Annotated in this window: 19 protein-coding genes and 2 pseudogenes; 14 read left to right on the top strand and 7 right to left on the bottom strand. The window is 41.5% G+C overall.

What is annotated here, in order from left to right:
• Nucleotides 1–114: 114 nt before the first annotated feature.
• Nucleotides 115–1,686 carry a helix-turn-helix domain-containing protein gene (locus ABGT66_RS10310; protein WP_346690516.1) on the bottom strand — a complete coding sequence of 524 codons (1,572 nt, stop codon included), beginning with the start codon at nucleotides 1,684–1,686 and terminating at the stop codon, nucleotides 115–117.
• Between the two features lie 330 nt (nucleotides 1,687–2,016).
• On the opposite strand from ABGT66_RS10310, the gene ABGT66_RS10315 reads away from it, so the two are divergent.
• The 5 genes and pseudogenes from ABGT66_RS10315 (at nucleotide 2,017) to ABGT66_RS10335 (ending at nucleotide 8,052) form a co-directional block, all read left to right on the top strand.
• Nucleotides 2,017–2,814, top strand: a complete 798-nt coding sequence (locus tag ABGT66_RS10315; RefSeq protein ID WP_346690517.1) for an acetoacetate decarboxylase family protein — start codon at nucleotides 2,017–2,019, stop codon at nucleotides 2,812–2,814.
• 436 nt (nucleotides 2,815–3,250) lie between these two features.
• Nucleotides 3,251–4,690 carry a sodium/proline symporter gene (locus ABGT66_RS10320; protein ID WP_346690518.1) on the top strand — a complete coding sequence of 480 codons (1,440 nt, stop codon included), beginning with the start codon at nucleotides 3,251–3,253 and terminating at the stop codon, nucleotides 4,688–4,690.
• Nucleotides 4,691–4,724: 34 nt separating this feature from the next.
• Nucleotides 4,725–5,828 (top strand): zinc-binding dehydrogenase, encoded by a 1,104-nt coding sequence (locus tag ABGT66_RS10325; RefSeq protein ID WP_346690519.1) that lies wholly within the window; start codon nucleotides 4,725–4,727, stop codon nucleotides 5,826–5,828.
• A 23-nt stretch (nucleotides 5,829–5,851) separates the two neighbouring features.
• Nucleotides 5,852–6,622, top strand: coding sequence for an SDR family oxidoreductase (locus ABGT66_RS10330; protein ID WP_346690520.1), 771 nt, complete (start codon nucleotides 5,852–5,854; stop codon nucleotides 6,620–6,622).
• Between the two features lie 152 nt (nucleotides 6,623–6,774).
• A pseudogene (locus tag ABGT66_RS10335) lies at nucleotides 6,775–8,052 on the top strand (IS256 family transposase).
• A 151-nt stretch (nucleotides 8,053–8,203) separates the two neighbouring features.
• Here ABGT66_RS10335 and ABGT66_RS10340 read toward each other — a convergent pair.
• Both ABGT66_RS10340 and ABGT66_RS10345 read right to left on the bottom strand, forming a co-directional pair.
• Nucleotides 8,204–9,166 carry a tripartite tricarboxylate transporter substrate binding protein gene (locus ABGT66_RS10340; protein WP_346690521.1) on the bottom strand — a complete coding sequence of 321 codons (963 nt, stop codon included), beginning with the start codon at nucleotides 9,164–9,166 and terminating at the stop codon, nucleotides 8,204–8,206.
• A gap of 29 nt (nucleotides 9,167–9,195) precedes the next feature.
• Nucleotides 9,196–10,068, bottom strand: coding sequence for a phosphoglycerate dehydrogenase (locus ABGT66_RS10345; protein ID WP_346690522.1), 873 nt, complete (start codon nucleotides 10,066–10,068; stop codon nucleotides 9,196–9,198).
• A 314-nt stretch (nucleotides 10,069–10,382) separates the two neighbouring features.
• On the opposite strand from ABGT66_RS10345, the gene ABGT66_RS10350 reads away from it, so the two are divergent.
• From ABGT66_RS10350 to yqeB, 3 genes are all read left to right on the top strand, one after another.
• Nucleotides 10,383–11,276: a LysR family transcriptional regulator gene (locus ABGT66_RS10350; protein ID WP_346690523.1), complete on the top strand. Its 894-nt coding sequence runs from the start codon at nucleotides 10,383–10,385 to the stop codon at nucleotides 11,274–11,276.
• Nucleotides 11,277–12,149: 873 nt separating this feature from the next.
• Nucleotides 12,150–12,878 (top strand): aspartate/glutamate racemase family protein, encoded by a 729-nt coding sequence (locus ABGT66_RS10355; RefSeq protein ID WP_346690524.1) that lies wholly within the window; start codon nucleotides 12,150–12,152, stop codon nucleotides 12,876–12,878.
• A 75-nt stretch (nucleotides 12,879–12,953) separates the two neighbouring features.
• Nucleotides 12,954–13,745, top strand: a complete 792-nt coding sequence (gene yqeB, locus ABGT66_RS10360) for a selenium-dependent molybdenum cofactor biosynthesis protein YqeB (RefSeq protein WP_346690525.1) — start codon at nucleotides 12,954–12,956, stop codon at nucleotides 13,743–13,745.
• A gap of 95 nt (nucleotides 13,746–13,840) precedes the next feature.
• On the opposite strand, the gene ABGT66_RS10365 is transcribed toward yqeB, so the two are convergent.
• Nucleotides 13,841–14,098, bottom strand: coding sequence for a hypothetical protein (locus ABGT66_RS10365; RefSeq protein ID WP_346690526.1), 258 nt, complete (start codon nucleotides 14,096–14,098; stop codon nucleotides 13,841–13,843).
• A gap of 433 nt (nucleotides 14,099–14,531) precedes the next feature.
• On the opposite strand from ABGT66_RS10365, the pseudogene ABGT66_RS10370 reads away from it, so the two are divergent.
• Nucleotides 14,532–15,809: pseudogene (locus ABGT66_RS10370) on the top strand (IS256 family transposase).
• A gap of 193 nt (nucleotides 15,810–16,002) precedes the next feature.
• On the opposite strand, the gene ABGT66_RS10375 reads toward ABGT66_RS10370, so the two are convergent.
• From ABGT66_RS10375 to ABGT66_RS10385, 3 genes are read right to left on the bottom strand one after another with little or no spacing between them, the layout of a single operon-like run.
• Nucleotides 16,003–16,416, bottom strand: coding sequence for a hypothetical protein (locus ABGT66_RS10375; protein ID WP_346690527.1), 414 nt, complete (start codon nucleotides 16,414–16,416; stop codon nucleotides 16,003–16,005).
• A gap of 16 nt (nucleotides 16,417–16,432) precedes the next feature.
• A complete protein-coding gene (locus tag ABGT66_RS10380) occupies nucleotides 16,433–16,993 on the bottom strand; it encodes a UbiX family flavin prenyltransferase (protein WP_346690528.1) in 561 nt (186 codons plus the stop codon).
• A 36-nt stretch (nucleotides 16,994–17,029) separates the two neighbouring features.
• Entirely contained in the window at nucleotides 17,030–17,881 is an 852-nt protein-coding gene (locus ABGT66_RS10385; protein ID WP_346690529.1) for a hypothetical protein, read from the bottom strand.
• Nucleotides 17,882–18,500: 619 nt separating this feature from the next.
• Here ABGT66_RS10385 and ABGT66_RS10390 point away from each other — a divergent pair.
• From ABGT66_RS10390 to ABGT66_RS10410, 5 genes are all read left to right on the top strand, one after another.
• Nucleotides 18,501–19,805: a Na+/H+ antiporter NhaC family protein gene (locus ABGT66_RS10390; protein WP_346690530.1), complete on the top strand. Its 1,305-nt coding sequence runs from the start codon at nucleotides 18,501–18,503 to the stop codon at nucleotides 19,803–19,805.
• Nucleotides 19,806–19,884: 79 nt separating this feature from the next.
• Nucleotides 19,885–22,161: a xanthine dehydrogenase family protein molybdopterin-binding subunit gene (locus ABGT66_RS10395; RefSeq protein WP_346690531.1), complete on the top strand. Its 2,277-nt coding sequence runs from the start codon at nucleotides 19,885–19,887 to the stop codon at nucleotides 22,159–22,161.
• A complete protein-coding gene (locus ABGT66_RS10400) occupies nucleotides 22,158–22,937 on the top strand; it encodes an electron transfer flavoprotein subunit beta/FixA family protein (protein ID WP_346690532.1) in 780 nt (259 codons plus the stop codon). The genes ABGT66_RS10395 and ABGT66_RS10400 overlap by 4 nt, the downstream gene beginning before the upstream one ends.
• 15 nt (nucleotides 22,938–22,952) lie before the next feature.
• The gene (locus ABGT66_RS10405; protein ID WP_346690533.1) at nucleotides 22,953–24,164 is read left to right on the top strand and encodes an electron transfer flavoprotein subunit alpha; all 1,212 of its coding nucleotides are present in this window, start codon (nucleotides 22,953–22,955) and stop codon (nucleotides 24,162–24,164) included.
• Between the two features lie 47 nt (nucleotides 24,165–24,211).
• Nucleotides 24,212–24,697: a (2Fe-2S)-binding protein gene (locus tag ABGT66_RS10410; protein ID WP_346690534.1), complete on the top strand. Its 486-nt coding sequence runs from the start codon at nucleotides 24,212–24,214 to the stop codon at nucleotides 24,695–24,697.

A 24,697-nucleotide genomic window follows, 5' to 3' on the forward strand; every position in this document is an offset into this window, starting at 1 on the left:
GTAATGAGATAATGAGATATCTTTATGATACTAGGAACAGTTTTTCCCCATATAACAATTATCGTTATCCTACACATACATATCAATAGCATAAGATGACGTATAGAGTAAAAGCTAATGTCTTTCTTGATCATTTTGAGCAATACATTGGTAAATATATGACGAATATAGCAACCTAAACATGGTAGATGATTCATGTAGATCTAGAGCAAAGATTTCTTTTACCTTATTGATTCTATATAGCACAGTATTTTTATGAACGTGCAAGATATCAGACGTTTCGCCCAAGTTCTTACCTGTATTAAAATAGCACAATGTAGTTTTGAGATAATCGCTGCCATTCTTCTTATCATATCTTAAAATTTCAAAAAATATATCATCTATAAAATTCATCAAGTTAATCTTTTCGCTAAGTGCAGTCAAGATAAGATCATTGAATTTATAGTCGTTATAGTATGCAAAAATCGGTGGTTCTATATCATTTCGTGATAACTCTAACGCACGCACTCCTTGGTGGTAGTATCTTTCAGTATAATATATATCATCAAAAGTATCACTGATACCCAACCGCAATCGCTTATCTTTGAAAAAATTTGTTACCTTGCTTAATGTTTGCTGTACACCACTTACAAAGTGGAGGTCAACAATAACGATAACATTGCCGTTATACCACAGAGTCCATGAGCGTTTAAAAAGTTGGGCGAAAAAAGACCTTAAAACCTCTTTACGTGGATCAAAATTTTCAAAATGTTCCACATCAACAACTATTACTGAGTAACTACTATGTTGGCTAAATATGGTACCACGAATTCTTTCGCGAAATGCTGTATATGTTTTTAGTTCTCCAGAAAGACATTCTATAAAAATATTATCTTCAGCATATTCGTTCAGCATTTTATTTTTTTCATAATAACTATATATTAACAAGGATATTAAATTAGATATTGTTCCTAGTAATCTATTATCCATTTTTGAAAATGATGTATTTACTTCAAAGATAATCAATACCCCTAAATTTGTACGATTGTGGTGCAATGTAATAAAACATAATCTGCTTGTTGAAAGTGGGGATGTGGAAAAAATAACGGATGTGTTTTGTTTTTTTGCTGAACCTAAGATGTTCTGCATTTCAATAATTTGTTCATACGTACAGTATCTACGTACAATATTTTCTTGCCAAAGCAAGTCCTCTACTTCGTATATAGAAGAAGAGAATAATATCTTGAAATTTGCGTCTAATACTATAATCGGATTTTTTATAATTGTTGCAACTTTTTCTATAAATATATTAGGAGGCATCGTGTCGTAACACGAACAAAATATTTGCATTAATCGATTAATATTTTCTAAAAAAGTTGTATATTTTATGAGCCATTCAACAGTGTGGGCATAAAGTAATTCTGCATCTGATGTAATTTCAGATAAAAGAATTGTGTTTGACCTTAAAAAAGTATTCTGTAATGTATTTTGCACATCATTGACTAATAAAAAAAGACCGTTTTTTACTTCTACATTAAGAGTAGCAATTTGGCTGGCATTACCAATGTATAAAACTTGAGGCAGAAAATTATTATTACATTGGCTAAGACGTTCAACTCGAGAAAATACAGTATTATTTTCTTGAATATTTGCAACTATAAAGTGATATTTACTCATTGTATCAATAAAATGTTTTACATCTGCCATTATCACACCTCTTTACATCATATAGAATGATTTATGCCAAGTTGTAATAATCATATTAACATAATATTGCCAATGCTGTTATAAAAGAACGTTAATTTTATTGTTCTAGCATAAGATATAAATTGCAGCTTGTATTAATAATACAAATATACAAATTCATATAGTCACAACGTAAATCTTCATTGTAATTTATGCATTATTAATACATATTAATATTATTATTATAAAATATATACTATTTTTTAATCTAAGGTTAAACTACAGCTAGTCATAATTTTTACAGCGCCATATATTCAAATAAAATATCTAGACTAAAAGGAGGATATTACAATGAATGATCGAATCCAGCGTCCATTTACAATAAGAGAACTAGGGAATAATGTTCCTGTGCAAAATCCATTAATTCCCACGCCTTTTGTGCCATATCAATGCAAAAATTGCAGACACGTAAATGTTTTTGCCAGGACTGAACCGGAATTAGTGCAAAAGTATCTCGCACCAACGCCATTTGAGTACGTAGACAATACAATTTTACTTTATATTTCTGACTTCAAAAATACTAACTCAAGTGATGGTTGTAGCCATGGATTTTGGGATGCGGGCTTAGTTGTTGCTGGTCGTTATGGAGATACCATAGGTGGTGTTTTTTTATTTGAATATGAAGACGTTGACTGGAGCATTGCGGCAGGCAGAGAACTTTGGGGATATCCCAAAAAATATGCAGATATTTCAATGTCGGAATCAATAGAAAAAGTTGTATGTTCGGCGGTCAAAGATGGGATAGAAATTATTCACCTAGAGCTCGACCTATTACACGAAGCTAAACAAAAACAACCGGACACAAAGTTTTCTCCGCACCTACTGCTACACACATTTCCTAATGACATTGGGCCTGGGATACTTTACCAGAGAGTGATCGGACGAGATACAACGCCTGACTATATTACAAAGTCCTTTCAGGTCTGTAATGCAAGCATGGTACTAAAGAATTGTGGAGTTGACCCTCTGGATGAGTTTGCTTCAGCTGAAGTTATATGTGGAACATTTCAAAAAGGTGACTATTATGCTACAGAAAAAAATGGCTGGTCATTTTACCTTGGGACAACTGTGCCGGCACCAAAAGAATAAAACAATTATACTTAACAAGAGTTTGGCTCTACTATGAGCTATTACTTAAAAGACAAATAATGCAACGCTAATTTATTAGTACTCGCTAAATTTTGTCAAGCTCAGGTAGTTCTGCTCAATGTTTATTATATTGTTTTAATACGTGGGGTAGTATCATACCTTAAAATTATGATTCTGCCTCACGTATATATAGAAAATATTCAACGCCTCACGTTAGATTTTTCTTGTTATTTAATTAAACCGTTATATTCCATTACATTTAGTATAGAAAATTTAGTGGAGAGGCTATTTTTTATTAACAACATTCATAAGTGGAGGTGTCGGTCGTGAGCAAGATTCCTTTTATTGTTCATTTTTTGTATTGGATCTTACCGTTATTATCGGTTCTTAATGCCATAATCATGGTAAAAATTATTCCGGAGGAGGATGATATTTAATGAACACAACAATTATGATTGTTTTATTCTTATATCTTGCTATCGTTTTCATTACTGGACATTTAGCAGGACGTAGAGAAGTCAAGGGTGAGGAAGGATTTTACACTGGGGATCGAGAATTCGGTTTTTGGTCAACAACAATGAGTGCTTGTGCTACAGACTCAAGTGGTTGGGTATTTATTGGAGCATGCGGTTGGGCATTTGTAGCTGGTGCTTCTGTGCTCTGGATGGTACCAGGTTTTATCGTTGGATACGGATTGAACTGGTTTCTGTTGGGGCCTAAACTACGTAGACAGGGTAAGAAAATAGGAGCTTTAAGTGTAATCGATTTTTTAAATAAACGTTTAGATAGAGATGGCAATACAATTAGAATTGTAGGGAGTATCGTTGTAATACTATTTTTTATACCATATATGGCTTCGCAATTAACTGCTGCTGGAAAAACAATAAGCACGATTGTCGGATGGGATTATAATACCTGCTTAGTATCTGGTGCAATTTTTGTTGTGGCATATTGTTTTTTGGGCGGATATCGATCTGTAATATGGACTGATACTGTTCAAGGAACTCTCATGCTTATTGTGTTAGGTGTTTTTCCAATTTACCTTATTGCATCGTCAGGTGGTTTCACTTCGTTTTTCACTCAAGTAGCTGCAATTGATCCAATCTTAGTCTCACCTGGTGCAGGCGCAACAGGCTCAGCATTATTGGGTATTATCGTAGGCTATCTTTTTTATGGTGCTGCATCAATAGGACAACCTCATATTTTACAACGTTTTTTGTCAGCAAAAGATAGCAAGACATTACGCCAAGGATCAATTATTGCTACAGTATGGTTTAACGTAATGATGGTTGGATCAAATATTGTTGGTTTAGCAGGAAGAATTCGCATGCCAGGCATCGCAGATCCAGAATATATATTCCCAGCTATGGTTGAAGCTTCTTTTCATCCTATAATTGCCGGTATAGTAGTTGGTGCCATTTTCGCAGCGATTCAATCGACATACTCATCCCTGCTACTTGTTGATGTACAGGCTATTGCAAGCGATTTAACTAATAGTTTCAGACGAGAGCCACTATCGGAAGCTGGCGCCGTAAAGCTGGGAAGGATGACAATGGTGTTATTGGGCGTTGTATCAATTCTTCTGGCCGTCGCTAATATAGACACCGTATTCCTATTGGTTGTATATGCTTGGAGCGTATTAGGAGCAGCTTTCGGGCCACTGATAATGGTGCTATTGCTTTGGCCTAGTAGCATTAATAAATGGGGAGCTATAGCTGGTATGGTGGTAGGTGCATTGGTGACGTCAATTTGGTATAGTGCCGGATTAGGAAAAATCGTCTTTGAAACATGCCCTGGCATGATCGCAGCATTTGCAGCTATTTTTATAGTAAGTTACCTCACACGTCACATTGATAAAGCGCCAGAAAAGATATAATGGATACACTATTGTTCTGCGCAATTTTACCATTATGGAAATAATATCCAGAAAGGATCATATCAGAAAAATGAAAGCCTTTTGTATAAAAGCTCTAAATGAAGTGGCATGGATGTGTAAAGAACGACCAGTTTGTGGCCCTTTGGATGCGATATGCGAACCTATAGCCCATGCTATATGTACGTCGGATGTCCACATGGTGTATGGCGGGATAGATGGAGGCAGAGGGGATCTAGCTGGTTTAGCATTGGGACATGAAGTCTTAGGATGCATTGTAGAAGTTGGCAGTATGGTGAAAGATTTTAAAATAGGCGATAAAGTTATCGTACCTGCAATCACTTCTGATTATTTGACGTACGAACTACAGGGGGGGCTTCCGCCACAACATTTTAAAGGATTCTCATCAGGACAACAATTCAGCCTAAAAAAAGATGGGACATTTGCGGAATATTTTCACGTTAATTTAGCAGATATGAATTTAGCTCACCTACCAGACAAAATGACATTAGACGCAGCACTGATGTGTACAGATATGGTCTCAACTGGATTCTGGGGTGCAGAAATGGCGGATATTCAGCTGGGTAGTACGTTGGTCGTCTTTGGAGCAGGGCCTGTAGGATTAATGGCCGTTGCCGGTGGTAGACTTAAAGGTGCTGGACGAATAATCATTGTTGATAACAATACGCAAAGGATGCAACTTGCTTTAGAATTTGGTGCAGATGAAGTTGTTAATTTTTCTGAATGTTCCCCTATAGAACAAATAATGAATTTAACAAATAAAAAGGGGGTTGACTCTGCAATCCTCGCTGGCGGAGATGAAAATATTTTAGGCATTGGTTTATCGGTTGTGCGCCCAGGAGGCACAGTAGCAAACCTCAATTATTTTACAGGTGTTCCTACAATACCTATTCCTAGAAGAGAATGGAATTCTGGACTGTCCGATAAGATTATCAGAGGGGGATTATGCCCCGGCGGACGAATGAGAATGGAACGTTTGGCACGTATGGTCATGAACGGTAGATTTGATCCTACAGCACTGGTAACACATCGTTTTACAGGTTTTGATAGCATTGAAACAGCATTTTTTTTAATGAAGGATAAACCCCAAGGTCTTATTAAACCAGTTGTTTATATGTGATATGAGTGCAGAGGTGATTGCAAGTGGATTTTTATTCAAAAACGAATCTGAATGGGAAGACAGCCGTTATTTCAGGAGCTGCGCGCAATATAGGAAAAGCGTTTGCTGAGGCATTGGCTTCAGTCGGTGCCAACGTTTGCCTTGTAGATACGGATCAAATAAACGTCTATAACACGACACAACAAATCGCTTGTAAATATAATGTAAGAACCTCTTCATATGCAGTTGATATCACACAGCAAGAAAAAACAGCAGAATTGATGTCTGAAATTTATATGAAGTATGGTAGTATTGATATTTGCGTTGCTAATGCAGGGATTTTTATTTCCGAATCTGCAGAGAACATGTCTACTGAAACATGGAGTAAAATAATTAATGTCAACTTAACAGGTGCTTTTTATACCGCACAAGCCGCAGCACATTACATGATTAAACATAAAAAAGGCTCTATAATTTTTACTACGTCAATTAGTGCACATCAAGCTAGCAAAGCGCCAAGTTGTGCATACTCAGCAAGTAAGGGGGGATTATTGACATTAGTGCATGATTTAGCAAATGAGTGGGGGAAATACAACATTCGCGTTAATTCTATAAGTCCTGGTAATATAGACACGGGCATGTTAACAAACGAGTGGCGCGCGACATATCAACATGACTGCGAGCTAGAAACAGTTATTGGACGACTTGGTAAAACAGAAGAACTGCAAGGCGCGTTAATTTATCTTGCAAGCGATATCTCGAGCTATACAACAGGGGCTGAGATTGTTGTCGATGGAGGTTATATAATAAAATAACCAGAGAGTGTGAACAGAATTCTGTAAGTTGAAATCCATCCCACCCTGCTATGGTAGACTTGCTAGGAGGATGGTTTATTATGTCACGCATCAGCAAACAGCAGAGTTCTTCAGATGAGCCTAAGAAAACCAGGCGGCAGCGCCGTTCCGAGATGAGCCCGGAAAAGCGCGAGTTCCTCCGCAATTTCGTCGGTATGTACGATATCAAGACGGCGGCGGATCTCCAAGATGCCGTCAAGGACCTTCTCGGAGACACCATCAAGGATATGCTCGAAGAGGAAATGAACGAGCATCTTGGGTACGAGAAGTATAAACATTCAGACAACCCCGACAGCCGTAACGGATACAAATCAAAGGAAATCATGAGCAGCGCTGGCAGCATCACTATAGACGTTCCTCAGGATCGAGACTCAGCCTTTGAACCAAAGGTTGTGAAGAAGGGACATTACAAGCCGGCTGCGCGGAGCGCATTCAAAAATATCCTCAGCCGGCGCAGTATGCGGGGGCGTCTGCCGTAGAAGGATATCAACGCTATCGAGCAGAAGATAATCGCCATGTACGCACGAGGAATGACGACACGCAATATTTCCGACACTATCATGGATATATACGGCTTTGAGGTGTCAGAGGGATTCATTTCAGACGTTACTGATAAGCTTCTGCCTAAGATACAGGAATGGCAGTCACGTCCGCTCGAAGATGTATATCCGGTAGTCTTCATCGACGCAATTCACTACGCTGTAAGGGACGAGGTAGGCGTACGCAGGAAGGCTGCGTATATTGTTCTAGGCATATCTGCGAGCGGACACAAGGACGTTCTTGGCATCTACATTGGGGAGAACGAGAGCGCGAAGTACTGGCTTTCTATCCTTAACGAGCTTAAGAACCGAGGCGTAAAAGACATCCTTATCGTCTGTGCCGACGGCCTTACCGGCATCAAGGATGCCATAGAGGCGGCCTTCCCGCAGACCGAATATCAAAGATGCATTGTACATCAAGTCAGGAACACGCTGAAATATGTAAGCGACAAAGACCGCAAGGCGTTCGCGAACGACCTCCGCAGGATATACGGCGCACCCAGCGAAGAACTCGCCCTTGGCGAGCTTGACCGAGCCGCTGAGAAATGGCAGCAGAAATATCCTAACTCGATGAAATCGTGGTACAAGAACTGGGACGCCATATCTCCAATCTTCAAATTTTCGTCAGAGACAAGACGCGTCATATATACGACGAACGCCATAGAGAGCCTGAATTCCATATACCGGCGTCTGAACAGCCAGCGCAGTTCATTTCCCGGAGACCAGTCTTTACTCAAGGCGCTGTACCTCGCCACAATGGAAGCCACGAAGAAATGGAGGCTTCCAATACGCGACTGGGGGAAAATATACGGAGAACTGTCGATAATGTACGAGGGGAGGCTGCCTGAGTAGCCGTGACTTCATGCTAAAAAACGATACCGGCGTCAAATTGAGAAATTGACGCTTAGCGGCCTATACCCTATAGTAGAAACGTGACGGCGTCTGGCGAAAAGACGCCGCCACATCAAAATCAACTGCCACAGCAGCGGCAGTCTTGGATAACTTACAGAAAGAACTTCACAGGCTCTTGTTTTTTATTCACGTAAGCAATACACTCGTCTGCTGACATATACTCAGGTGTTAAGTTATGGCTTTTGGCTTCATTAATCCAAGACTCGTCAGCACAAACTCTAGTGAAAGCATCTCGCATTTCCTGCAAAATGGTAAGGGGCACGCCTTTGGGCATGACGAAAATCTGTGTTGTACCATTGATTGGAATCGCGTAGCCTAATTCCGCCAAACAAGGGATATCCGGCAAGTCATCTGAACGCTTAGACCCAGTAACGGCCAATGCTTTTACCTCACCGGATTTTACATAACCTGCGGCAGTACTAATGGAAATTGCGGCAATGTCAATATGCCCTCCCATTAAGTCAACAACAAGATCATTGTCACCGTCCGTGTCTAAAGAGCGGAAAGAAGCTCCTGATGCTTCTTGCAGAGAAAGTCTAATCAGCTGTTTCACTCCATATGCTGCAGTGCCTTCCCAGCAAAGTTCCTCGGGGTTGTTTTTCGCAAATTCTAGTACTTCCTTTAAGCTACCCCATTTGCTATTGTTTGGAACGCAAATAACTTGTGCGCTGGAGGAAATGCCTCCGACATAATCATAGTCCTCTTCAGGGTTTGCCATTAAGTCCCCTGTTAGATAAGAACTAAGAAAGACAGGACAACTAGTGCAGGCAATAGTCATGCCATCCGCCTTAGATTGCGCCGTTTTCATATAACAGACAATGCCACCAGCGGCGTTGAGGTTAGTGGGGACTGTTGTGCATCCCAGTTCCTTATCAATGTAAGCGAAGAACAAGCGCGTCGGTATATCCGTGCCACCGCCTGGGCTGCCGGGAATATTAACGACGATATTTTTCCCTTTGTAAAAGGATGCGTCAATAGACGCAAACGCAGCTTCCGTTGTATAAACGGTAAAGAGAGACATTGCGATTAGCAATAAAACGATTTTCTTTTTCATTAACTATTCCTCCATTTCGTTTTTTAGAATTAGTGATGTAGGGACATAACCTCTGGGTTTAGTAAACCGCGAGGACATCTTCCTTCATATACATCGATTACATTTTGCACAGCCATGCCCACAACTTTGTTTTTGCCTTCTACGGATGTCCCAGCATTATGAGGGGAAACAATTATGCGATCAAGAGTTAGGAGCGGATTTTCCATGTTGACTGGTTCTTCTGCAAAAACATCTAATGCTGCACCTGAAATGCTACCATTTTTGACAGCGTGGTATAAAGCGACTTCGTCAATTATGCCGCCACGAGCACAATTAATAATTTGCGCACTATTTTTCATTACAGACATTTCATTGGCAGAAATCATGCCGCGTGTTTCATCCGTTAGTGGCAAATGCACAGAAATGTAATCACTCTCACGATATATTGTGTCTAAATCACAATAGATTACATTATTTTTTTTAGCAAAGCTTTCATCTTGATAGTAAGGATCATACGCCAGAATACGCATATCGAAACCGGCAGCATTGAGAACAAGGCGTTTCCCTATGTTACCTAAACCAATGATCCCCAATGTTTTCCCATATAAAGAATAACCAGCGACTTTTTTCCCATAATTGCCCCCCTTGACTAGATTATTTTGTTCAACTATGCGACGAGACAAGGCCAATATCATAGCAAATGTATGTTCTGCAACCGCCTCCGCGCCTGCCCCAGGTGTAACACAAACAGCGACCCGCTTTTTTGTTGCTGCTTGAATATCTACGGAATCACTGCCAATGCCGATACGAGAGATGATTTTTAGCGTTTCGGATGAAGAAATAGCCCGTTCGGTCATAGGATCTGCGCCACAGATATGGGCGTAAACATCGGTCCATGCCTGTATTAATTCATCTTCGGTCATTCTACGACCGCAGGTTTCACTAACAATTGGCTATAAACCATGCTCTCGCAGCTGCTCTAAGAATTGGTCAAGATCAGACACAATGATCGGGGGGTATGGCATAGAGAAAAGCACTTTTTTGCTCATTATCACACTACCTCCTTTTCTGTTAAGATATGTTTCTAGTGTAAATACAGAGCTTGAAAATCTTTTATTGTAATATAACAGAAATTAGCTCCTGCGAAAAATATCGTTTTAATGTAGTTAATATATAAAATCAGAATAATCACTTATAATATTTTAAGAGAAGCTTTATGTGCAAGGAGGAGATCCCTTTGAATCTTGAGTATTATCGCAATTTCATTGCTATTGTTGACAATGGAACTTTCTCGGCTGCTGCACAAAAATTACTCATTGCACAGCCAGTGCTCAGCAATCAAGTTAAATCGTTAGAATCTGAATATGGGGCCAGATTACTTGACAGAGGCAGTCGGAAGTTGGGACTTACCACAGCAGGGAGTGTGTTTTATGAATATGCGAAAAATATATGCTCTCTGGAAAACTCCATAAAAAAGGAACTCCATTCCATCGCAATTGGACACAGCGGAATACTCCGGTTGGGGTTAACGCATGCCGCTGTTGACTCCTATATTGAATCATTGCTTTTAATGTTTCATGCAGAATATCCCGGAATAAGGTTTGAGATTACATTAAACACGTCGTCAAAAAATATCGACATGTTACTTGATAATAAATTAGACATCGCTTTTATACGTCTTTCTGAGAACCTGCCAACAAATTTAAAACATCTATTTGTTGTGGAAGAGGTCTTAGTCGCTTACTTTTCAAGGGATACCACTTGGTTTAATTCAGTCGGGGATTCTATTGATATAGCAGAATTAAAAGATATTCCCTTGAGTTTCACTATAGGGTTAAAAAACAAGCTCAACAACCTATGTAAACAAAGCGGTTTTACTCCTCGCTGTTTATGTGGTGCTGCAACTAGAAATCAAGCTTTATTTTGGACACGACACAATCTATCAGTGACTTTGTTGTTCTGCAATATGGAGCAGATACCACAAGAAAAAAATTTGCTCTCTTGCAAGGTTACATCCTTAGGGGCACCCATAACAGCACAGCGCTCTTTTGTGATTTATCGTGGGCAAGAATTATCAACAACTGCAAGCCTTTTCGTGGACTTTGTACAAAACAACAATGCTCTGGTGTAGAATTTAAGAATTCTATCTTTAATAGTTTTATGCAACTGCTTTCAGAAAGATAATGCAGGTTTTCGCACTGGCATTACCCAAACATCTGTCTTTTGCAAACACCATCGGAACTCCACAAACAAAAGTTATGAAAGTGCCATAAAGAAATTTCTCTATGCTGCCGCGACAATAAGGCATACTGTCCATGGTTTGGGGTATATTTCCTTAACTTATAGGTATAACAAGATTGCCTCATCAGCCTTACGAACAGATGCAGTACCCCTGACAGCGTGTACAGATGTACGTTAAGCTTATGCCGAAGGTATGCCATGTAGGAGAGGCAGTTGGGAAACAGTTTTATCAATATACTGCTATAGACGAATACAGCTGTTCCAGCTATGTTGAAGCGTTTGAAGAACACAGCACGTATAGCTCAACGGTATTCATAACGCATATACTGAGATTCTTGAAAGATTTTGCCGTGTAGCTGGTAGTACATGACAGCTGATACAACAACTTCCAGATGAGACTCCTTGAATGACAATCTCCCCGGAAAATCATGACGTACGCTTTATGTTCGCTGTAATAGATGTTTGACAAATCTACACATAGTCTAGAATATCTGGCCTGACTGGCTTTCGGAAGGCTTGAAAACATAACTGCATGAATTATTCCCAGATGCTTTATGCAGTAAGATGTTGGAATCACGATAATAGTTACATGCCGTGTCGCTGCTGATGACGTAGGCTTCTGCAGCTTCATCGCGGCTCGTTATCTTCCTCAAAACAACATACGATAAAGATTTTCTCTTGATGAAGTCGGTTGCTTGTATTATAGTTATACTATAATATATTCTAGTAATATAGGACATACTATATTTGGAGGCGAGTTTCGATGCATAATGATGTAGATAAAAGAAGGATCGGGCTTATTTTACCGTCTGTGAATATTAGAATGGAGCCTGAGCTTAATAGATGTGAACAATTAATAAAACATTTTAATTTTTATGCGACCAGAGTTCTTTTAGATAACACAACAGAAGATACGTTAAAGTCTATGGAACATGATCTATTGAGAGCCGCAGAGATGATGGCGACAGTATACCCGGAGGCGGTCATATATGGCTGTACTAGCGGTTCATTCATTAGCGGTAAGGATGGCAATAACAATATTATTGAGACGATAAAACAACAATGCAAGTGTCCAGTGGTCACAGCCTCGCAAGCTATGATTGATGCCTTACGACAAATAGGAGTAACAAAGCTTACTCTTGTGACCCCATATACGGATGATATAAATTTAAAAGAAAAAGATTTTTTGGAACAGAATGGGATTGAAGTCGTTTCAATGAAAGGGCTGCAGATTGTGCCCGCAGAAGTATTGCGTACACAATCTGTTGAAACAATAGAAAAGCTTGTTGTTACAACCGATGTGAAAGAGGCGGACGCGGTTTTTATAAGTTGCACTAATGTTGAAGGGTTCCATATTTGTGATAGCCTTGAAAAGAAGATTGGCAAACCTGTTGTTACAAGTAATATCGCGTGTCTGTGGTCGCTGTTGCATGCGATTCCCAACGATATATCGATAAATGACCGTGGTATACTATTACGCGAATATTTATAAACTAATCCATCAGAATAAGTTTGCCGCAAGCTATGGTATTGTTGAGGAATATATAAAATTAAGAAGGGGTTTATCTTGAAGAACAAAGAATTGATCATCATTCGCGGAGGAGGTGATATCGCAACAGGTATTGCGTACCGTTTATTTAAAGCTCATTATAAAATATTAATGTTAGAAGTCGAAGCGCCACTGGCTGTGCGCCTAACAGTTTCGGCTGCCGCTGCAGTTTTTGATGGCGAAATTCAAATTGAAGATATGCATGTTAAGCGCATAAAATGCCTTGAAGATATCGATATCATGTCTAACGATGTTAACGTGTTCATTGATCCTAGTGGAACATGCATCAAGGCACTACACCCTAATATTCTTATCGATGCTATTATGGCAAAACGTAATACTGGTACCACATCCGCTATGGCTCCAATTGTAATTGGCGTAGGCCCTGGTTTTCGTGCTCCAGATGATGTTAATGCTGTTATAGAAACTAAGCGAGGACATTATTTAGGCAGGGCAATCTATAATGGTGAAGCCATTCCTAACACAGGTATACCAGGGATTGTAAATGGTTATGGTGTAGAACGTGTATTACGCGCTCCATCTAACGGCTTCCTTGAGCCGCTACATAGAATTGGAGATCATGTCGTTGCAAATGAAATCATAGCTTTTATAGATGATAATCCTGTTGTTGCGCCGTTTGATGGCATTATTCGCGGTCTAATTCATCATTCAGTGCCAGTGAAAAAAGGATTAAAAATCGGCGATGTAGACCCGCGACAGGAGGCAGCATACTGTCACACGCTATCCGATAAAGTTCTAGCGGTTGGCGGTGGTGTGTTAGAAGCGGTATCATGGTTACAATATAATTGAAGTCTTTAAAAGTTATAGAATCTGTCCACGGTTCTATATAGCCGTTCCTAATCCAATAATCGGCATGGAGTTTCAATTATTTCAGTCATATATTGTTAGTGTTTTAATGTTGGTATGCTGAAACCATAACCGTCCCTGAGCCATATGTTATCAACATATGGCTCAGGGACGGTTATAGCGTTGTTTCTCCTGCTCCGGCATTCACTCGGAGTGCATGGAGGGATACGCGCGTATATCTTGCCACAGTAGACGTTGCGGCATGTCAGTTTTTCCCTTATATCTATCATCGCAATGTAAAGCTTTTTGAAGAGGCTGCTGTGTGGAGCTGCGCAGTCTGCTTTCAGATCATTCATGGGTTCTTGGATGTTTTTGTACGAGACGTATTTCGTAGAGTTGCGTAGTTGTATGGATGATGCTCAATAAAACGTAGCCAGCTTTACAATTCTATATCTCTATATCCTGGAAAACAGCGTTTATTCCTTTGGGCGTGTTGATGCAGGCTATGAAGATGTCTTCTACGCCTGTTTTGTAGACGGTTCAGTAATGAGGCGCAGTACCCAGTAAAGTGGGACAGATCCTATTCTGCGCTTTCCTCTTCCAAAATACTAAATACATCTTTGTGTCTGTCAAGGACAATGAGAGTGTGAACAGAATTCTGTAAGTTGAAATCCATCCCACCCTGCTATGGTAGACTTGCTAGGAGGATGGTTTATTATGTCACGCATCAGCAAACAGCAGAGTTCTTCAGATGAGCCTAAGAAAACCAGGCGGCAGCGCCGTTCCGAGATGAGCCCGGAAAAGCGCAAGTTCCTCCGCAATTTCGTCGGTATGTACGATATCAAGACGGCGGCGGATCTCCAAGATGCCGTCAAGGACCTTCTCGGAGACACCATCAAGGATATGCTCGAAGAGGAAATGAACGAGCATCTTGGGTACGAGAAGTATAAACATTCAGACAACCCCGACAGCCGTAACGGATACAAATCAAAGGAAATCATGAGCAGCGCTGGCAGCATCACTATAGACGTTCCTCAGGATCGAGACTCAGCCTTTGAACCAAAGGTTGTGAAGAAGGGACATTACAAGCCGGCTGCGCGGAGCGCATTCAAAAATATCCTCAGCCGGCGCAGTATGCGGGGGCGTCTGCCGTAGAAGGATATCAACGCTATCGAGCAGAAGATAATCGCCATGTACGCACGAGGAATGACGACACGCAATATTTCCGACACTATCATGGATATATACGGCTTTGAGGTGTCAGAGGGATTCATTTCAGACGTTACTGATAAGCTTCTGCCTAAGATACAGGAATGGCAGTCACGTCCGCTCGAAGATGTATATCCGGTAGTCTTCATCGACGCAATTCACTACGCTGTAAGGGACGAGGTAGGCGTACGCAGGAAGGCTGCGTATATTGTTCTAGGCATATCTGCGAGCGGACACAAGGACGTTCTTGGCATCTACATTGGGGAGAACGAGAGCGCGAAGTACTGGCTTTCTATCCTTAACGAGCTTAAGAACCGAGGCGTAAAAGACATCCTTATCGTCTGTGCCGACGGCCTTACCGGCATCAAGGATGCCATAGAGGCGGCCTTCCCGCAGACCGAATATCAAAGATGCATTGTACATCAAGTCAGGAACACGCTGAAATATGTAAGCGACAAAGACCGCAAGGCGTTCGCGAACGACCTCCGCAGGATATACGGCGCACCCAGCGAAGAACTCGCCCTTGGCGAGCTTGACCGAGCCGCTGAGAAATGGCAGCAGAAATATCCTAACTCGATGAAATCGTGGTACAAGAACTGGGACGCCATATCTCCAATCTTCAAATTTTCGTCAGAGACAAGACGCGTCATATATACGACGAACGCCATAGAGAGCCTGAATTCCATATACCGGCGTCTGAACAGCCAGCGCAGTTCATTTCCCGGAGACCAGTCTTTACTCAAGGCGCTGTACCTCGCCACAATGGAAGCCACGAAGAAATGGAGGCTTCCAATACGCGACTGGGGCAAAATATACGGAGAACTGTCGATAATGTACGAGGGGAGGCTGCCTGAGTAGCCGTGACTTCATGCTAAAAAACGATACCGGCGTCAAATTGAGAAATTGACGCTTAGCGGCCTATACCCTATAGTAGAAACGTGACGGCGTCTGGCGAAAAGACGCCGCCACATCAAAATCAACTGCCACAGCAGCGGCAGTCTTGGATAACTTACAGAAAGAACTTCACAGGCTCGAAATGGGCTGTATATTATCACCACTCTTTCTTTAGAAATACAACAATATCTTGAATCATTTCTGCAACAATATAGTCAATATTGTTTAAAATCAAGGATATTTCTTCTGATGCTATATCATCACTATGAATCCCAGCTGATACAGCTGTAGTCAAATTGGTACGAGTCGCGACTTCATGTGCGACTTTATTAGCGACTATATAATCTTTATGCCCTGGGACTGGAATCACAAAACAATCAGAACTAATCTTTCCGTTTCCAGTTAAACTTTGGCGAGGCAAAGCCATCACGACAGCACCGACATGCAGTGACTGCCCGCCAAAAATAGAAATATTGATACCTCTATCACAGCTAACACATACGGCAAGAACTTTTGTCCTTCCATACCCAGTGTGATATTCTTTTACATATAGTCTATTAGAAGATGGCATTTATTTACTCACAACCTTACACCCATCTTCTAAACATTGGTGGTTCAATATTGAAGACATCCAGAATTTTACACACAATATGATGTGACATATCGTCAATAGATTCCGGTCTATTATAATAAGACAGCATAGGAGGCATAATAACCACGCCTAACCGCGACAAGGCTAACATATTTTCTAGATGTATAGGATTGAGAGGGGTTTCTCTTGCAACAAGAACTAGCTTGCGCCTTTCTTTGATAGTTACATCCGCAGCACGCAACAATAAATTTTCAGAATATCCATGTGCTATACCAGCAAGGGTTTTCATACTGCACGGGACTACAATCATGCCTAATGTCTTGAAAGTGCCGCTGGCGATAGAAGCTCCGATTGCAGAATTATCATAAACTTTATCAGATAAGTCATATAATTCGCTCACGGAGGTATTTGTTTCGACAGTCAGCGTTTCTGTGAAGCCACGGGTAATAACAACGTGGCTTTCATATTCATCAAGGCTACGCAAGACAGATAATAATTTTACAGCTAATGGCGCCCCGCTAGCTCCGGAGAGACCAATAACCAGTCTGTTTTTCATGCCCTATACCTCTTCTTCTGTCGCATTATAGTCACATTATATATCTAATAAATTATCGTCAATAAATAACATGCCCTCAGATGTAAAGTCGATTTTTCCGCTAAGGCATATCTTCTGCATCTTATTGTTTTGCCATGTAGATGTTACAAACAAATCTCCACCCGGCTGATGAAGAGTTTTCTCTATGCCGCTTTTAATTTTGTATGTTAGAGCGGCAATGACAGCTGTACTGCCGGAACCGCAACTATTTTCCCAGACAAGAGATCCGACATCGTTAATATAGACAGCCGGCGTTAAAACATCTGTCTTGGTGTCGAAAAACATAACGCCAAAAGCATCCGTTGCAATGCCATTATCTTGCAGGTATTTTTTAACGATATCAATATCATCTGACTTTGGGATCCTATCCCATAAAATCACATGGGTGATACCGTCAAATGGCACAATACAGAAGTCTCCTCCAAGCATACTATGATGACCGATTTTTATATCGCTAGGAAGTGGCATCTCTAAAGTTACATAAAAAGAATGATCACAAGGCGTTTTTTCCACATAAGCAACCAAAGTCCCACTATAACCAGATACATCTAATGGGATAGAGTATTTACCCGAGACCTCTGGGGCCAGTTCACCGGTATAAGATTTAAGAACTAGCCATGCCGCAAAACTACGAGATGCGTTGCCACAGAATTCTCCTCCCATCATCTCCATTCGTTTACCGCTTTCTGTAGCGTTTGACTCAACAATATAGCCAACCTGCTCCGCGGCCAAATATTCCTTTGACATTATGATATTTGCAATAGGCGCATAAAGGCATTTCGGTACTTTAGTTGTAACAAAAACCGTAGTATTTCCACTTGGATTTACTTTTATATATTCCAGTATCATAGAACCCCAACCTCCTTTAACAAACAAATGAAGTATACATAGAAGTATATATTGCCTTAAATTATATTTCAATATTAGTGGATATTAATTTTACGAAATCCTTAATTGTCATTGTCTAATTTTATATGATAAAAATAATATAAAAATGGGAATAACAACAACTAATATCTGAAATATTGAATTTATGGATTGACAAATTGCTTATCACATGTAGAATAAAAATTACAGTATAACAATAATAAAGGGCAAATATTTTTTATATTAATGCAATTATATGTTTGGGAAAGGAGGATAAGGCAACGCCTAATGAGTTATTAGCAGTACTTCAAAACCTAATAAAAGGAAGGTGTAATTTTTAATGGAACACTATGGAGTCTTGTCGCTATTACCGCCGTTAGTTGCTATTGCGTTGTGCATCGTCACTAAACAGCTTGTTATCTCGTTATTTTTGGGTGCATTTACTGGTGCGTTAATTTTAGTCGGGTGGAATCCAGTCGCGGCATTTGTTACTACCCTTATGTATTGCGTTCAGAGTGTAGCCAATGCATCACATGCCAGCATACTGGTTTTCACGATGTTGTTAGGCGGATTTATCGGCTTACTTGGTAAGTCCGGCGGAATGCAGGGACTTGTAAATTACGCTATTAAATATGTTAATTCTCGAGTAAAAGGACAAGTAGCTACATGCCTGTTAAGTATTTTACTATTCTTCGATGATTATACGAGTATAATTCTTTCTGGCGTAGTGGCCCGCCCAATTACTGATAAGCTTAGGATTTCCAGAGAAAAGTTAAGCTATATAGTTGACAGTTGCGGATGCGGCGTTTCCGCTACAGCTCCGGTCTCTAACTGGACAGCATACGAAGTCGGCGTCATCGGCGGAGTACTTGCCACAATGGGGGTTACGGACAGCGCCTATATGGTTTTCTTAAGCTCGATTCCGTATCGATTCTATTGTCTCTTTAGCGTCTTCTTTGTATTCGTGATTGTGTTAATGCAGAGAGACTTCGGAAAGATGTATGATGCAGAACGCAGAGCTATCACGACCGGACAAGTTTTTAGGCCAGATTCTACTCCGATGGGTGGGTTGGACGAGAAAGAATTTACAATTCCGGAAGGGACTCCGATTTATGCGAGGAACTTCTTTATCCCGATAATAACTTTCTTTATTGTCGCATTCATTGGATTCTTCATTACGGGCGGCGGCGCAGAAAAGTTTGCTGCTGAAGGCGTAGCGGGAATCATGGGAAGCGCGGACGTAATCAACATGATGATTGTCGCTATCATGACATCTACAATCGTCCTCGCCGTGCTCATGAAAATGCAGAAAATAATGAATGTGACCGAGATTACTGATACTTGGACCAACGGCATGAAAGCTATATTGTTCACGATAGTGTTTATAGTCTTGGCATGGACCGTAGCCGGTTTCTGCTCTTCTCTCGGAACCGCTAAGTTTGTGGTCGGCGCATTGGTCGAGTCCAGCTTCCCCGCATGGTTGGTGCCGTCTGCTGTTTTCTGTATCGCAGGCGTTATTGCTTTCGCGACAGGTTCTTCATGGGGGACCATGGCTCTTGTGCTGCCGCTTGCACTCCCCGCTGCAGTCGGACTTGATGCAAACTTTGCAGCTACACTGGGCGGCGTTTTGACTGGCGCTACACTCGGAGACCACGTATCGCCGATTTCTGAATCTGTCGTTATGTCGTCAATGTCTGCGGCGTGCGACCACATGGACCATGTTACGACACAGTGGGTATACGCGATTGTATGCTGTGTAATTGCGATAGTCTTTGGATTCATCCCGGCAGGTATGGGAGTCCCGGTTTGGATATCGCTGATTGTTGGATGCGTTGCCGCAGTAGTATTTGTTCGTATTGTTGGCAAGAGAATTGATGATGGTACACCCGCGGTAGATAATTTGTAAATATTGTGCTAGCCTGCGCTTCGTATCCCTGTTTAATATAGCCGGAATACGAAGCGCATATTTTTAGGACGGTGGAAAAATGAAAGAACTAAAATACGTTGGGAAAAATGTCAGACGTGTCGATGCATTCGAGAAGGTGAACGGAACTGCTAGGTATTGCGACGATATAAAGTTCCAGAATATGTTGTACGCAAAGATTTTGCATAGTCCGTATGCTCATGCACGCATTAAAAACATAGATACATCACAGGCCAAGAATCTTCGTGGGGTGCATGCAGTGCTGACCGCCCAAGATCTGCCCGACTATGCCAATGCTAATGTAGGAGAAGAAAAAGGGTGGATTCTGGCCGAGACGGAGGCATGTTATATTGGCGATCCCGTGGCAATAGTGGCAGCGGAGACTCTGGAACTAGCTAATGAAGCTGTGAAACTAATTAACGTGGATTATGAGCCTTTGCCGGCTGTAATGTACTTGGAAGACGCGCTCAAAGAAGACGCTCCCATCGTATGTCCAGGGACAACGACCAATCTGCTGATGGATTTGCATTCCGTGCGAGGCGATGTGGACAAAGACTTTGAACGTGCAGATATTATAGTTGAACATACTATACATTTTCCACACATACTACAAGGATATCTTGAACCTAATAGCGCTACCGCTGTTTATGTCAATGGCGAGCTAACTGTATATTGCGGTTCACAGGCATGGCACAGACTTAAAAAGGATATTGCCAAACGTTGCGGATTGCCAGATAGAAAAGTAATTTTACGTCCTATGGCTATGGGCGGAGCTTTTGGTGGAAAATCAGAGCAGGTTACTGCTATATTGGCTGGTATTCTTGCGATGAAGACCAATCGGCCTGTAAAGCTCACTAGGACACGTGAAGAAGTTTTTTATGATTCTCACCCGACAGTTGAGATGATAGTAAAAGTGACAATCGCAGCCGATAAGGAAGGACATTTTCTTTCTAGAAAGACTGAATATCTTGGTGACGTCGGTGCTTATGGCGTCGCTGGGACATGGGTTTTAGGTGTCGCAAGTTATCGGGCTGATACTTCTTATAAATTTAATTCTGTGGAGGTCTGGACCAAAGGCGTTCGTCTTAATAGGACGCCAACAGCCGCATATCGCGGATATGGTAATCAGCAGGCACATTTCGCTCTTGAAACCACAATAGATAAGTTGGCAAAAGAGCTGCATATGGATCCCTCAGAGCTTAGATTGAAAAACTATATTTCTCCTAACACTATCAGCATTCATGGTTATCATATTAGTAGCTGTGGGCTTAGAGAATGCATGGCTAAAGCCAAAGAATATATCAACTGGGATGGTATCCGCGATAACAAAGCCGGATATGGACACGGCGTTGGATGTGCGACGCTCGTCCATGCGTCTGGCAGCCGAGCCGGCGATCCGGAATTCCCAGGTGACAGCGCACTATTACAGTGCGACATGGATGGTAAATTGACCGTATGGGTTGGCGAGTGCGAATTCGGTCAAGGTGCTAAAACCGTTATGGCTCAAGTAGTCGCGGAGGAATTTGGAGTCGATCCATCTGAGGTCTATGTTAGTATGGGAGATACCCAACATTCTCCATTTGCGACAGGAACTCACGGGAGCAAGCTGACAACGATATTGGCTAACGCAGTCCTATTCGCATGTGATAAGGCAAAAAGGATTATTCTGGATGAAATTATACTTATCACGGGCCGTGGACAACTTTTTATTAAAGATGGGAATATAGTTACTTTCCACAATGAAGTAATTATGTCGCTCAGCGATGCTTTGCGAGAGGTATGTTTAAAGCGCAGCGGTGCTCCTATTATTACAATGGGCGAATACAGACCAGCTGCGGTTCTTTTAGATGAAACTGGCTATGGCAACCTATCTCCGACCTATCCTTTCGGTGTTCAAGCAGCAGAAGTCGAAGTCGATGAGAACGTAGGCAAAATTTACGTAAAGAAGCTCGTCGCCGTTCATGACAGCGGGAAAATATTTAACCGTCAAATGGCGGAAGGACAAGTATATGGCGGTGTTCTGCAAGCATTTGGATTCAGTACAATGGAACATTTGGGCGTTGACCAAGACGGATTGCTCTATGGCGGGACCATGCTTGAATATAAAATGCCTACGATGTTGGATGCCCCAGAGCTGGTTGCGGATTTTGTTGAGACAGAGGATCCGCATGGCCCATATGGTGCGAAAGCGTTGGCGGAACCGCCAATTGTCTCAATCCTCGCAGCGATATCAAACGCAGTTTATGATGCGACTGGTATGACGCTTAATGATGCACCGTTCACCCCACAAAAAGTACTATCTGCCATAAAAAAACATAAGGGAAGTGTGAGAAATTGAAAATAATCGCGTGTGTAAAACAGGTTCCAGATACAGTTGAAATTAAGATTGATAAAGAAACGGGGACTTTGATACGTGATAATGTCCCTGCAATTATGAATCCCTTTGATGCGTATGCAGTTGAAGAAGGTATTCTGATAAAAGAAAAATGCGGCGGCTCTTTGAGCGTTATAACGATGGGGCCTGTCCAAGCCAAAGATGTTTTGTATGAAGCGTATTCCGTAGGCGCCGACAGTCTTATCCATGTTTGTGATCGGGCATTTAAGGGGTCAGACACGTTTGCTACCGCCCAGATTTTAGCCGCAGCAATACGGAAAATAGGCAATGTGGATCTTATTCTTTGCGGGAAGCAGGCAATCGACGGAGATACTGCTCAGGTAGGGCCCGAGATCGCGGAAATTTTAGGTATTCCGCATGTTGCATACGTAAAAAAAATTCGTGAAGTGAACGAAAAATACATTATCTGTGAAAGGATGGTTGAGACAGGAGTAGAAATCTTAAAAATACAGCTTCCCGCAATGTTGACTGTTCTCAAAGATATCAATACGCCAAGATTACCCTCTTTTAAGCTTAAGAGAAAGGCCAAAGAACAAGTGATTCCGATGTGGGGACTTAATGATTTAGGTATAGACGAAAGTGCGGTTGGTCTGGAAGGCTCTCCGACTATGGTTTTGAGGACATTTACTCCTCAGGTCAAGGGCGGATGCCGCATATTGAGTGGGACATCAGAAGAACAAATTGACGAGATATTGGATATTGTCAATAACTTAGATTAAGAGGGGTATTTTAGAATGGCAGGCATAATTATTCAGAAAGATAAATGTGTTGGGTGTCAGGTCTGTGTTGGCGTGTGTCCTATAAACGCAATTTCAATTGGAGACGGTAATATCCCGGAAATTACAGATGCATGTAATTTATGCGGTAATTGCATCGAATATTGTCCCGCTAAAGCGATAGTAAAGGACATGCCTTTTGAAAACGGGAAAATATCTGAGATTGATACTTCTCATTTAGAAAAATGCCATGATATCTGGGTTATTACTGAGATTCGAGACGGAGTCATTGCTGAATGCACTTATGAACTTTTAGGCGAGGCCCGTCGTCTGGTAGCTGGAAGTAGCCACAAGGTGGCAGCAGTACTCCTTTGTGATTCAATGCAAGAGTATGCTACACAGCTGATCGCCAGAGGCGCCGACATTGTTTATGTTGTGAAGAACCCTATATTCAAACGCTTTTTGGACATTCCATTTAAAACAAATATTCTGCAGCTTGTCAATAAATTCATGCCATTGGCTATTCTTTTCTCTGCAACTGCGATGGGGCGTTCTTTGGCTCCACGTCTAGCAGCAGCGCTTCATACGGGACTAAGTGCTGACTGCACAGAGCTTGCTTTATGTGAGAATGGGATTTTAATTCAGACACGGCCTGCATTTGGCGGCAATCTTTTCGCGAGTATATTATGCCCCAAAACATGGCCTCAAATGGCAACAGTGCGCCCAAAAGTTATGATACCGCTGGAGCCAGATCCTAAACGGATAGGTACTGTTGTTGAAAATAACTATGTCGTTCCCAATAACGATCAAATGCTGACTGAAATCGTTGATTATATAAAACAAGAAAATACTATCTCTATAGAAGATGCCGAAATTGTAGTGTCCGCAGGATATGGTGCGTCGTCAGAGAGAGGACTGCAACTGGTTCAAGAATTGGCAGATGCGCTTGGAGGGGCTGTCGGAGCGTCAAGAAAAGTTGTTGATGCTGGCCTAATCCCATATGAACACCAAGTCGGGCAAACAGGTAAAACTATAGGGCCCAAACTTTATATAGCGTGTGGCGTTTCTGGTGCCATACAGCACGCTGTAGGGATGAGTTCTGCAAAGAAAATCATCGCCATTAATCTTGACGCAGATGCTCCTATATTCCATTTCGCTGATATCGGTATAGTGGCGGATCTCTATGAGTTCCTTCCCAAGCTGATTGAAGCTGTGAAAGCTAGACAGTGACGCGACATCGGACTATTTTACCTTAACAATGTTGTGGAGAAAACATAATGCAAAGAAATATGGTTACATTAAATATTAGTGTTAATGGAGAATCAAGACACGATTTAATTCCAGAGGATATTACTTTGCTGGATTATTTACGAGAATATTTAGGGCTTATTGGAACTAAGCGTGGATGCAATTGTTCTGAATGCGGCACATGCACAGTCCTGCTCAACGGACGAGCGGTTTATTCCTGTTCTGTCTTGGCGTTACAGGCAGAGGACAAAGATGTGCTTACGATAGAAGGGCTAGCCGCGCCGGGAACGTTGCATCCGATACAAGAAGCTTATATCGAGGCAGGCGCGGTACATTGCGGCTTTTGCACACCTGGATTTATATTAAGCACAAAAGCATTGCTTGATCGTAACCATCATCCTTCGGAAATGGAAATAAAAGAGGCGCTCGCCGGAAATCTTTGCCGTTGCACAGGATATAAGCAGATTGTAGATGCAGTTAGATTGGCCGCGGAAAAAATGTATCCTGACGCTTAA

This window comes from uncultured Cloacibacillus sp. (assembly GCF_963926575.1).
GTDB classification, from domain to species: Bacteria; Synergistota; Synergistia; order Synergistales; family Synergistaceae; genus Caccocola; species Caccocola faecigallinarum.